The organism is Halobellus inordinatus (genome assembly GCF_024464655.1).
GTDB lineage: Archaea > Halobacteriota > Halobacteria > Halobacteriales > Haloferacaceae > Haloquadratum > Haloquadratum inordinatus.
Window position 1 is genome coordinate 1 of sequence record NZ_JANHAV010000016.1, and the last position, 11,812, is coordinate 11,812.

Annotated in this window: 13 protein-coding genes and 1 pseudogene; 4 read left to right on the forward strand and 10 right to left on the reverse strand. The window is 59.2% G+C overall.

What is annotated here, in order from left to right; translation table 11 throughout:
• Positions 1–338 (reverse strand): rhodanese-like domain-containing protein (locus NO347_RS16940; RefSeq protein WP_256290890.1); only part of this gene is annotated, 338 nt, incomplete at its 3' end.
• A gap of 255 nt (positions 339–593) precedes the next feature.
• Between NO347_RS16940 and NO347_RS16945 the strand changes: the two genes are divergently transcribed.
• Together NO347_RS16945 and katG are read left to right on the forward strand one after the other, a co-directional pair.
• On the forward strand, positions 594–839 hold the full coding sequence (locus NO347_RS16945; RefSeq protein ID WP_256290172.1) for a sulfurtransferase TusA family protein: 246 nt from the start codon (positions 594–596) through the stop codon (positions 837–839).
• 554 nt (positions 840–1,393) lie between these two features.
• Positions 1,394–3,541, forward strand: coding sequence for a catalase/peroxidase HPI (gene katG / locus NO347_RS16950; protein ID WP_256290891.1), 2,148 nt, complete (start codon positions 1,394–1,396; stop codon positions 3,539–3,541).
• Positions 3,542–3,797: 256 nt separating this feature from the next.
• Here the strand turns inward: katG and NO347_RS16955 are convergent, their stop codons facing one another.
• The gene (locus NO347_RS16955; RefSeq protein WP_425492409.1) at positions 3,798–4,535 is read right to left on the reverse strand and encodes a DUF2270 domain-containing protein; all 738 of its coding nucleotides are present in this window, start codon (positions 4,533–4,535) and stop codon (positions 3,798–3,800) included.
• A gap of 468 nt (positions 4,536–5,003) precedes the next feature.
• On the opposite strand from NO347_RS16955, the gene NO347_RS16960 reads away from it, so the two are divergent.
• Positions 5,004–5,792, forward strand: coding sequence for a XylR N-terminal domain-containing protein (locus tag NO347_RS16960; RefSeq protein ID WP_256290892.1), 789 nt, complete (start codon positions 5,004–5,006; stop codon positions 5,790–5,792).
• 128 nt (positions 5,793–5,920) lie between these two features.
• Here the strand turns inward: NO347_RS16960 and NO347_RS16965 are convergent, their stop codons facing one another.
• Both NO347_RS16965 and NO347_RS16970 read right to left on the reverse strand, forming a co-directional pair.
• On the reverse strand, positions 5,921–6,118 hold the full coding sequence (locus tag NO347_RS16965) for a hypothetical protein (RefSeq protein WP_256290893.1): 198 nt from the start codon (positions 6,116–6,118) through the stop codon (positions 5,921–5,923).
• A gap of 111 nt (positions 6,119–6,229) precedes the next feature.
• Positions 6,230–6,466: a hypothetical protein gene (locus tag NO347_RS16970; RefSeq protein ID WP_121570088.1), complete on the reverse strand. Its 237-nt coding sequence runs from the start codon at positions 6,464–6,466 to the stop codon at positions 6,230–6,232.
• 454 nt (positions 6,467–6,920) lie between these two features.
• Here NO347_RS16970 and NO347_RS16975 point away from each other — a divergent pair.
• Positions 6,921–7,640, forward strand: a pseudogene (locus NO347_RS16975) (RNA-guided endonuclease InsQ/TnpB family protein); the annotation flags it as partial.
• 13 nt (positions 7,641–7,653) lie between these two features.
• Here the strand turns inward: NO347_RS16975 and NO347_RS16980 are convergent.
• The 6 genes from NO347_RS16980 to NO347_RS17005 all read right to left on the reverse strand — a co-directional run.
• Complete coding sequence (locus NO347_RS16980) at positions 7,654–9,198, reverse strand: YHS domain-containing protein (protein WP_256290894.1); 1,545 nt, start codon at positions 9,196–9,198, stop codon at positions 7,654–7,656.
• A gap of 127 nt (positions 9,199–9,325) precedes the next feature.
• Entirely contained in the window at positions 9,326–10,378 is a 1,053-nt protein-coding gene (locus NO347_RS16985) for a ferritin family protein (protein WP_256290895.1), read from the reverse strand.
• Between the two features lie 4 nt (positions 10,379–10,382).
• Positions 10,383–10,682, reverse strand: a complete 300-nt coding sequence (locus NO347_RS16990) for an MmoB/DmpM family protein (RefSeq protein WP_256290896.1) — start codon at positions 10,680–10,682, stop codon at positions 10,383–10,385.
• Positions 10,683–10,684: 2 nt separating this feature from the next.
• A complete protein-coding gene (locus tag NO347_RS16995) occupies positions 10,685–11,059 on the reverse strand; it encodes a Rieske 2Fe-2S domain-containing protein (protein ID WP_256290897.1) in 375 nt (124 codons plus the stop codon).
• A 2-nt stretch (positions 11,060–11,061) separates the two neighbouring features.
• The gene (locus NO347_RS17000) at positions 11,062–11,400 is read right to left on the reverse strand and encodes a toluene-4-monooxygenase system B family protein (protein ID WP_256290898.1); all 339 of its coding nucleotides are present in this window, start codon (positions 11,398–11,400) and stop codon (positions 11,062–11,064) included.
• A gap of 191 nt (positions 11,401–11,591) precedes the next feature.
• Positions 11,592–11,812, reverse strand: a 221-nt coding sequence (locus tag NO347_RS17005) for a hypothetical protein (RefSeq protein WP_256290899.1), incomplete at its 5' end; no start/stop codon positions are given.

Sequence of the window (11,812 nt, forward strand, 5' to 3'; positions counted from 1 at the left end):
TTCATGCCGTCTTCGAGGGTGAGGGCGTCGTAGCCGAGATCGACGAGGGTGCCAGCGACGAACTCGCTGGAGCCGCCTTTGGCACAGAGGACGACGAGTTCCTCGTCGTCGGGGATTTGGTCGAGAACGTCGTCGTCGATGTCGTCGTCGAGGAACTGGAAGTAGGGGAGGTTGATGGAGGTGACGTTGTCGTCGTCGATGTGCCATTCGTCGTAGTCGGACTGCATGCGGACGTCGAGGATGGTGACGTCGTCGCCGGCGTCGATCTGTGCTTTCAGGTCGGTCGGAGAGATGGCGTCAGCCTCTGCGTCGGGGGTGGGAAGGTCGTCGGCGTTCATATCGTGCACTCTCCTCTACTGGGCGGTGATACAAAAATATTTGCATAGTAGTTCTAAAACTGCACAATACAGCACCAGGCAAGAAACGAACTGATCTCCGTGCGTGCGTACCCTATAGAAGACGCAAATCAGACCAGAGGCGCAGAAGTGGTTGAAAGAGATCTACTCCACTACGACGTTGGAGACCGATATTCTTTTAATTGTGGCACCAATATTGTAGAGTAGCTCCAATACGAATCACGGAGCGGATACCCAATGAGTGTTGAATTCGATATCGCGGAGACGCTGGACGTGAAAGGTGCATCGTGCCCAATGCCTGTTGTGCAGACGAAGTCTGCCATCGACGACCTCGCGGAGGGTGAGGTCCTCGAAGTACTCGCGACCGACCCCGGCAGTATGAGCGACCTCGACGGCTGGGCAGACGGAACAGACGGCGTCGAGATGCTCGAGCAGGTCGAGGGCGACGATGTCTACAAGCACTACGTCCGCAAGACGGAGTAATAGGGATTCTCGTAATTCCTCATAGATTTCTCGCCGGACGATGCGGCGAGAATCTATGAACGGTTACGACACCCCTATAAGCAGCTGACTGCGACTTCCCGTACTCTCCCCCAAGGTAGCGTTTGCACGCCTTCGTCGTGCGACCGCCCACAGTGTCCGATCGCCGAATGACGGCGAGAAACGCTGCCTCCCGGCCCACGCCTGCTGTGGTGCCCCCGTGGCGCGCCGTTGCGCCCGTCCGGCTACCGCAGCGTTTCGATTTTACTGCCACTTTTCGGCCGACACGGGATCGGTACTGTGCGAACTGAGTCCGTCCGCGGGCCGCTGCCGCTCAGTCGAATCACTCTATATAGCGCCGCTGCCGTTCGCGAGGACGTGGCCACGACCGTCTTTATCCTCGCTTTACCTCTCCTATTTATTTTGTGTCTCGCACACGCGAAGCTCGATGTATAGTTGACAAAAGTTTTCGGATTCGACAAATTACTTCGCCTATCGCCAATACACACTTAGCTACTTAGGCAATATTTATATGCGAAAGCAACAACTACCAATTGATGATACGCTCCAACCAAGACTGGTGGCCGGACCAGTTGCAGGTAGAGATCCTCGACCAGAACGCGCAGCAGGTCGATCCGATGGGGGAGGAGTTCGACTACGCCGAAGAGTTCCAGAAGCTCGACTTCGAGGCGGTGAAAGAGGACATCGAGGAGGTGATGACGTCGTCGCAGGACTGGTGGCCGGCAGACTACGGCACCTACGGGCCGCTCTTTATTCGAATGGCGTGGCACAGCGCCGGCACGTACCGCACCTTCGACGGCCGCGGTGGCGCATCCGGCGGTCACCAGCGCCTCCCGCCGGTCGACAGCTGGCCGGACAACGCGAACCTCGACAAGGCTCGCCGACTGCTCTGGCCCGTCAAGCAGAAGTACGGTCGCCAGCTCTCGTGGGGCGACCTGATCGTCCTGGCCGGAAACGTCGCCCTCGAATCGATGGGCTTCGAGACGTTCGGCTTCGGCGGTGGACGCGAGGACGACTACACGCCTGACGCGGCGGTCGACTGGGGTCCCGAAGACGAGTTCGAGATGTCCTCCGAGGAGCGCTTCGACGAGGAGGGGAACCTCAAATGGCCGCTCGGCAACACCGTGATGGGGCTCATCTACGTGAACCCCGAGGGTCCGAACGGCGAGCCGGACCTCGAAGGCTCGGCGAAGAACATCCGAGAGTCGTTCGGCCAGATGGCGATGAACGACGAGGAGACGGTCGCGCTCATCGCTGGCGGACACACCTTCGGGAAGGTCCACGGAGCCGACGATCCCGACGAGCACGTCGGCTCCGAGCCCGCAGCAGCACCCATCGAGGAGCAGGGTCTCGGCTGGGAGAGCGACTTCGGTGAGGGCAAAGGCCCCGACACCATCACGAGCGGTATCGAAGGTCCGTGGAACACCACGCCGACCCAGTGGGATATGAGCTACGTCGACAACCTGCTCGACCACGAGTGGGTGCCGGAGAAAGGCCCCGGCGGAGCGTGGCAGTGGACAACGGAAGAGGGCGAACTCGACAACGCCGCACCGGGCGTCCAGGACCCGTCGGACAAAGAAGACGTGATGATGCTGACGACGGACGTCGCGCTCAAGCGCGACCCAGACTACCGCGAGGTCCTCGAGCACTTCCAGGAGAACCCGAGAGACTTCCAAGAGGCCTTCGCGAAAGCGTGGTACAAACTCATCCACCGCGATATGGGCCCGCCGGAGCGGTTCCTCGGCCCCGAGGTTCCGGACGAGGTTATGATCTGGCAGGACCCCGTCCCCGACGCCGACTACGACCTGATCGGCGAGGCGGAGATCGCCGAACTCAAAGAGGAGGTCCTCGCCTCGGAGCTGTCCATCTCTCAGTTGGTCAAGACCGCCTGGGCGTCGGCGTCGACCTACCGCGACAGCGACAAACGCGGTGGCGCCAACGGCGCTCGGCTTCGTCTCGAACCGCAAAAGAGCTGGGAAATGAACGAGCCGGCGGAACTGGAGTCGGTGCTGTCGACGCTCGAAGAGATCCGCGAGGAGTTCAACGGTTCGCGATCCGACGACGTTCGGGTCTCGCTCGCTGATCTCATCGTGCTGGGCGGCAATGCGGCCGTCGAGCAGGCGGCGGCGGACGCCGGCTACGACGTCACGATTCCGTTCGAGCCGGGACGGACGGACGCCACGCAGGAACAGACCGACGTCGAGTCCTTCGAGGCGCTCAAGCCGAACGCGGACGGGTTCCGTAACTACCTCGGAGACGACCTCGAACGCCAGCCAGAAGAACTGCTGGTGGACAAGGCCGAACTCCTGAACCTGACGGCTAACGAGATGACGGTTATGGTCGGCGGAATGCGCGCGCTCGGCGCGAATTACCAGGACTCCGACCTCGGCGTCTTCACCGACCAGCCGGAGACGTTGACCAACGACTTCTTCGTGAACCTGCTCGATATGGACTACGAGTGGGAACCGGTCTCTGACTCGAACGAGGTCTTCGAGGTGCGTGACCGCGAGACGGGTGCGGTCGAGTGGGAGGCCTCCCGCGTGGACCTGATCTTCGGCTCGAACTCCCGACTGCGGACGATCTCGGAAGTCTACGGCAGCGACGACGCCGAGGAGAAGTTCGTGCAGGACTTCGCGGACACGTGGAACAAAGTGATGATGCTCGACCGCTTCGACCTCGAGTAACCTCGGCAGCGAATCCCCGGACGGACGTGGAAACGACTGCTGGCCCCCACGGCCGTAGTCCGATTCCACAACTAACTCGTAGCGACGTCACGAACGCCGCGGACTGAGGTGTGTCCGATATCTGTCGGTTCTCTCAGTTCACTATCTTTCTGATACTAGGAGACGTCTCGCCCGGTCGTCGCGCGCGACGGCTGAGTGGACAGAGCGTGACAGAAAACGCCAACCGTTGTACACTGACCGCCCGCCGACCGCCTCCCTACTGTCGCTTTCGCAGATCCTCGGTGCGTAGTTCGCCTTTCGCGTGCCAGGTCCGCGATCGAAGGGCCACGAGGACTGCGCCAACGTAGAAGAGCGTGACCACTCCGACGACGACTATGCCGGGGATCATCCCGATGGCAGCGGTCTCGATCCAGGAACTCGGCGAGAATGCCGTGATGCGGACGAACCACGCTGCGAGCAGCACGGCGAACAGCGGCAGGTACACCCGCCGTAGCCGGTGGGCGATGGCCTCCTCGGTGCTGATCTTCAGCGTCGGCGACCGGTAATCGTCGCCGAGCCGTTTGCGCCAGTTCTCGTCGACGAGACCACCTTCCGGGTCGAGGCCGTACGCCCAGACGTTCTCCTGAAGCGTCCGGACGCGCGTTCGCCAGATGTCGTAGCCGCGATAGCGACGGGCTTCGATCGTCAGGAAGACGGTCAACGTCGCGACGCCGATGAGGATAATGTAGTGTGGGTTCTCTGGGCTAGAGAACGCCCAGGTGATGATCGCCGCGATGACGACGACTGCCCAGTTGGTCGTCTTATCGAGGCGCTCGCGCCAGAGCTTCATCCGGTGCAGCTCGCCGCGATAGAGGTGAGCCATCGCGGAACTCGGCCCCATATTCTCGTCGAGAAGGCCTTTCCCGACGTACGGTGAGGCTTCGGCGGTCGGGTCGGGCTCTTCCTCGTGGTCCTCGGTTCCTGTCTGGTGATCGTCCGCTGCAGAGGTTGTCATCGTCGTAACCGAAGGTGAACGTACGTGCTGTTCGATCGCCCCGCTTTCCTCACGCCGAGGAAACTCGTCGTAACTCGTCGCATCGGCTAGCGGCGTCGCCTCCTGTCGTCGATTCTGAGCGCTCCGTCGGTCATTACTGTTCCATCACTACTGAGCGTCTTAGGAGTTGTGCCACGAGGGAGACCGTGAATACATCATACAAAATGTATCCAGTATTTATACATTCTTGAAATATTATTTTAAAATAAATAATACTCTTTTTAGGGCAATAGCCCGGAAACACTCCGGGCTTGAAGGAATAAAGTAGTATAGTAAATATTATACTATTCAGTAATAGATCAAATCAATTACTTTCTGATGCGTACCGCTACCGACGCGGGCCGCTGATGTAGTTCGTTCCGTCCTCGTCGTCGTCGGTTTCCGGCACGCATATAGTTTTTTTATGTCGGGTTCCTAGGTCAATATCAGATGAAATCAGACGATTTCGATCTCAAAGCGGATCTGGAATACGGGGCCGAACCGGGTGTGAACTCGTTCCGGAACAACCGGATGCTTATCTTCAACGCGAAATCAATGGGGCTCCTCCGCCAGCAGTTGATCGACACGCTAGGACTTGAAGAAGCCCGGAAGACGCTGTTCCGATTCGGATTCCAGTCGGGGTACTCGGACTTTTTATCTATCGACAAGAACTACGATTTCGACAGCGAGAAAGAACTACTCGAAGCCGGGCCCAAGATCCATACAGACAAGGGACTTGTCAGCGTCGAAACGACCGAATACGAGTACGACGAGGATGCCGGCGAGTTCCGATATGGGGGCCTCTGGCACAACTCCTACGAAGCAGAGCAGCACGTGATTTACAACGGCGAGGCCGAAGAGCCGGTCTGCTGGAGCCTGACTGGATACGCGTCAGCGTGGTGCAGCGGATTTGCAGAGATTCCCGTTTTGGCGATGGAATCGAAGTGTGCCGGGATGGGACACGACGACTGCGAGTGGCGGGTGAAACCGATCGACGAGTGGGGAGAAGAGGCCGCTCCCTACATCCGCGCGATTATGGACTTCTTCCGCGGTGATAAGCTGATGGAGTACTACAGTTATATCGAGGATCAGGAGGGTCTCGAAGGAAAGATCGAGCTCGCTAAAGAGACAAACCTTCCCGAGACCAAAGCGTCGACCGCTGTGGACTCGAAAGAGAACATCGAGATGTTCCGCGAGGCGATCGAAGATATTCTCGGCGAGCGGCCGCCGAAACTGTAGCGTGAGTTAGGAGTTTCCGATTTGCGACTCTCTTTTTCGCACGCTGATTCACACTCTCGGACACGAGTCTGTACAGCACTTCGTTGCGTCGAGTGACTGATCACCTGGCGCAATTGTGTTCGACAGTATTACGAAACTAGCTGCTGTTCGAGGTCACGCATCGATTGCGCTCGAACCTCGGAGTAGATGGGACAGTTCGTGGACGTCTCGTCTGTGAGTTCCTTGATGATTGCTTGTCGTAGACTGTGTGTGCACGCCCGCCCGAACTCATCGAAGTGTGGGCACTTGACACAGCACTCTGATGGGTGAAACTGCTCGTCGGCCATAGTAGCACGTTCGAAAGAATATTATAAATAACTTTTGAGTGAGTTACAACGTTTGACTGCGGACCCCTGCTGACTTGTCGGGGTCCACTGTCGGTTCTGTCGCTCACTACGCTAGTCTGCCTGTTCAACCTCGAGATTCGACACCCTGATAGAGTGGGGCGTCCCTTCGAGGTCCTCGAAGACCGCTCGATGCTCGTCGGTCGGATCGGTGCCGTCGTAATTCGGACATCGAACGGTTGGTTCGCCGTACAGCGGCGGCGGACCATCGAGGATGTCGTCCTCGGTAAATTCGTATCCACATGCCGGGCACTCGCCTAGGGACTCTTGCTCTTGACTCGTGGGAGCCATTGACACTCAATACTATCTAATAGTAATTAAATATATCGCAACCACCGGTCAAAAAGTACCGGAAGCGATCGAATCCTGCGGTCTCGACGCGTATCGCTCCGTTCCACCGTTGCTTCTCGCCGTGTCTGCGGAACGCCTCTGTTTAGGTGTTAGCTGGATAAAGGCGCTAAGCCCTCGTCCTCAACGAGCAACGCAGGGCGAAGCCCGAGTAGCACAGTAGGGCGGGGAGACAGTGCCGTCATCGTTTTCCATACACTGTTTTGTTGCAGACTCACAGGCCTATGTCTACCGTAGCTATTATACGTGTGACGTGCACATCGTGCATTACAGTGAAACGGAAGACAATCACCATCCGGGAAGACCAAGACGAGTGGATTGAGGACCAACACCTCAATCTCTCCTCGTTCGTCCGTGAGCAGTTGGACGAGTTAATCGAGGAACGAGAGTAGCGGAGATTCTCAAGTACGCACACGACACCGACGGAACCGCAGTGGGGTCGCTTGACCTCTCCGCCGAGCGGGAGCGACTGGAACACGAACAGCGGTCCCTCTCACGGAAGGAACACGGGTCGAACAATTGGGAGAAGCAACGGCGACGGGTCGCGGAATGTCACGCCGATCTCCGACGGAAGCGCCGCGACTTCTTGCACAAACTCTCGAACTACTACGGTCGGGAGTACGACCTCGTGGCAGTCGAAGACCTGAACGTGAAGGGGATGCTGGAATCGCCATCGAACAGCCGCAACACCGCCTCCGCCGCGTGGCGGACGTTCCTCTCGTTACTCGAATACAAGTGCGAGCGCGAAGGGACGCACTTCGTGGCGGTCAACCCGAGAGGGACGACCAAAGAGTGCGCGGCGTGTGGCGTCTCGACAGAGAAGCCGCTATGGGTCCGTGAACACTCTTACCCGGCGTGTGGGTTCGAGGCGGATAGGGACGCGAATGCGGCGTGGAACATTCTTTCTCGCGGTCTCGAAGACGTAGGAGTGGGACACTCCGAACGAACGTCCCCAGAAATCGAAGATTTCTGGTGTGCGAACGAATCGCGCAGCGATTCGTTAACGCCTGTGGAGACTGCGCTCCCTACGGACACCACTCAGGTGTCTGCAAAGCGCGTCGTGGAAGCAGGAAGCCCTACCCTCAAGGAGCGAACGGCGTCAGCCGTGAGCGAGTAGGGTAGTTCACGTGTTAGTCGTCGCTGGCGGCACTAGTCGGCTCTGCGGACGGTGGATTCCAGTCGGCCCAGTCGTCTCCCCACTCGGGCGCGCGGAAGTCGATGCCGCGCTCGTGGACGTTCTCCTCGCCCATACCCATATGCTCGAGAGCCCCTTCGAGCGTCTGCGGCTGGATGTCGCCAGCCAGGAAGCGGCGCAGGATGGATTTGTGCTCCGCGTAGCGCTCGGGCTCGTTCTCGAAGATCCACTGACACGGCTCCGAGCAGAAGTAGTACGTCTCGCCGTCGTGCTCGTGAGAGTGGAGGCGGTTATTCTCGCGGTCGGGGTCCGCGTGAATCGCGGGAAGTTGACAGAGGTCACACAGCACGATGAGGTCGTCGGCGACCGTCTTTTCGAGGTTGTCGTTCCGCATCGCCTCTGCGTGCCGATCCCACTTTTCGCCCCAGCGGTCCTCCCAGCCGGGGTATTTCTCTTCGAGCCACTCGCGGTCTTCCTCGGTGACACCCGGCGGCGCGATGGGCAGCGTCGGCCGCCAGTGGTAGTGTCCGCCCGCCATATAGTGGCTGGTGCCACCCTCTCGTACCAGCTCGATGAACTGCTCCCAGTACCACGGTTTTTCGAGACCGGTGCTCTCGATATTCTCGAGGAACTGGTCGACGATCCACTCTTCCATAAATTCGCCCCAGGACATCTCACGGTCCTCGACGGGCGTGTAGTAGTCCATACTTGGGCCCGTCAGCGCCGAGAACAGTTTGTAACAGCGCCAGAACGACTTATCGACCAGATACTGTGCACGGTCGAGGTCGTCGTACTCGTCGAGGATCTCGATGATTGCATTGCCCTGCTGGGCGTGTCGGGCCTCGTCGGTCTGGATCGACGAGATGGCCTCCGCAAACTCGATGTCACCGACGTCCGCGGCGTCGGAGGCCAGCGCGAGGAACTGCATATTCGTGAATCCGGTCTCGAACGCGAACGTGACCTGTAGCGCGGAGTCGATCGCGTTAGAGGCTTTGAAGTCGTCAAACAGGTGGCGCGCCGCGACCGACGCCCAGTCTTCGGTGTGATAGAGCTTCTTACTCCAGTCGTACTGGGCGTCCTCCTTGACGAAACTGTGAGGAATCCGCAGCTGCAGTTCGGTGTGTCGCAGTTCGTCCATCGCGCCGAACTGCGCCATATGTCGCCACGCGCTGTCCGGCGCGAAACGAGCGTACTGCGACTCACTCGTCACGGCGGCGCGTTCCAGCAGCGGGACCGACGCGAAGTGGAACTTCAAGACGTCTTCCCAACCCATCCCGAGGGAGTGTGGAAGCCCCGACTGCTCCATCGCCGAACTGACCGAGTAGACGCTCCCGTCTTTCTCGTGTTGCGTCTCGTAGTACTCTCGGGCCGTCTGTTTGTAGGTCTCCTCCCAGGCTTCCCAACCGCCTTCGGGAATGTCGTACGCGTCCTGCCCCGTCATCTCCGGTGGGAAGGCCTCCTCTTCGTCGACGTAGGACAGATCCCAGTTCGTGTTCGTCGCCGTCTGGTACCAGTCCTCACGCCTCACGTTTGGTAGCATATGCACTGGAGTACTTTAACCGAACTATATTAAAATTTGTCCCGAAACGCCACAAAACAGCCGATAAAAGGCCTGTACCTGCAGCTACGCGCGACGCGAAAGCGGCGTCGGCGAGGTGGATCTCTAGTTAGGCGGGGCGCGACACGGGGAGGTCCGCGAGCATCGCGTCGTACTTCCTGCGGATGTCGGCCAGTACGTCGTCGAAAGCCATCGTCTCCGGCGGCATCGACTCGAACGCCGGTCGGAACGCCTCGACTGCCTCCTCACTGGCCGGGTAGTACTCGTCGACAGTCTCCTGTACGACGGCCTCGTTCGACTCGTCGATCTCGATGACGTGATCTGCAACCGAGGCGGCGACCTCCTGGCTCCGGTCCGCGTCGAGATAGAAGTTGTCGAGGACCTGTGCGTAGAGGTTCGAGTCGTTCTTGTCGAAGAGTTCCGAGTAGTGTGCCAAGAAGAGTTCGTCGAGCAGCGGCTTCAGGACGAGGTTCGTGCCGACGAACGACTTGCCCCAGTCGTACTCGACGAGGAGTTCTTCGAGGACCTTCCGCAACGGCTGCCACATCTCGTCTTCTTCCCAGATTTCGCGCTCGTTCTCGGTGAACCCCTTCTCCGGGAACTCCTTGTGCAGCTGGGTCGCTCGACGCGCGAGACGCTCTTGTCGTCTGATCTCGTCCGTCGCTTGGAACGTCATCGCCGTGCTGATGGTACTGGACGGCGCGAACATCGTGAGATACGACGCGATCATCTGTAGCCCGTGACACGGGTATCGAAGCGGTAGGAACGCCCGTTCTTGGAAGTCGAGCCACGGGTCGTCACTCCGCTCGGTTCCGCGTTCGAGCACTTCTGCCTGCTCGTACAACGTTTCGATCGTGCTCTCCCGCTTGTCCATCAACTCGTTGTACTTCTCGTAGGTAAGCTCGCGGGGGTCTCGCCACGAGTCGAAGTCGTCGGGGTACTCTCCAGTGATGGCGCTTCCTTCTCGGTACTTTTGATACCACTGGGGGAGCGCCTCGTCCGAGGAGACAGCCAGCCGGGGAACCGTGCCGTCGTACCGCTCGCCGATGTCGTAGTTCGTCCGGTGGGCGGCGATGTCGTACGTCGTCGGGACACGCCGCTGGTTCCAAGTGCTGTACGTCCGATACGTCTCTTGCTTCATCGGGTAGTCCTTTTCGCTCATCGATCTATTGGTCTGAGTGGGTCTCTTTGATGTCGCTGACGAACTCGATTCGATCCGACTGGGGCTTGATGTACCCCTTGAACGAGGAGATCTGCTCTTCGATCCCACCAGGGACTTGGATTGCGCCCTTTCCGAGGATCTCGTCCAGCGTCTCCTTCGTCACGACGCACCTGTCTTCGGCCTCGACACGGAGGTACGCGCGCCGGTCGGTGACTTCGACCTCTCCGTCGGTATCACGCTTCAGCGCCTCGATGATCCCTTCGGTCTCTCTGTTGTTCCGGAGGACGGGTCCAACTTTCCCCATCTTCAGCTCCCCTCCGGAATCACGACGTAAATCTCGCCGCCGTCGACGCCCGCTTCGTACTCGTTCAGGCCGTTTCCGGTGGGGTTTAGCCCCTCGCCCGACTTCAGGTCGAACTCCCAGGTGTGGGCCCTACAGGTGAGCGTCGTGTCGTCGTCGTGCGGTCCGCACACGCATCCTCGGTCACCGGTCTCCTCTAGATCTCGGTCCTGATGGGGACAGATCGCGTCGTAGGCGTGAATCCGCTCTTCGAGGTCTCGCCAGATCAGGACTTTCCGGTCGCCGACCTCAAAGAAGGTCACCTCGTCGGCCCAGATGTCGTGGTCGTCGCAGATGTAGTGCTTTTCTCCGTCGCGCGTGTTCGCAGTTTCTCTTGGCATACTTACTCTTGAGGTTTCGCGTGTTCGGGGTGTGCTTCGAGCATACTTTCATCGTTCCACGCAGGATGTGACTCGCCGAATCCTTCGGGGATCTCCTCGCCCTCGTATTGGATCTCGACGTACTCTACGGGTTCGAGGGCCTCCGAGACGCGCTCGTCGCCTGGAACGACGTCCCCTTCGTAGATCATCTCCAGCGGTCGATCGTGGTCGATGTGGACCCGACTGTCCACGATATGTGAGATCTTGTTCGCCGCCTCCTCGACCGTGTCTTCGGAATCGACGGGCACGAGGGTCGGATAGTCGTCCGTACGGAACCGTACGAGTAACGGAAACTCTGCCATGGGAATCCAAGTCACGATATAATAGCATACAATAAATAATTACCGATGGTGGCTATCGTGTTATCTGCACAGTACGCTGTTCGGGGACTGTTCAGCCTTGACAGGCACGACGTCGACCGCGCTACCTACCAGCGGCCGACGTCAGGGGGGAACCAGATCTGTTATGCTACGGTTGCTCGTGTACGGACGTTTCAGTCGTCGGCTTCAGCAGGTGGTTCCTTCGCTTCGTGCCGTTCCCGAAGCGGCCGGCAGCTATGTTCGCTTCCTTGGTCGCTCCAGTCTGTCTCGTCGGTGGGGACGAAGTCGTACTGGCGGCGGGCGTGTGAGCCGGCTTTGCCGCCCCACCAGACGAACGTGTCCGAGCCGTCTTCGGGCGTCCAGGTGATCGTCTCCCAGTCGGGATCGAAGATGA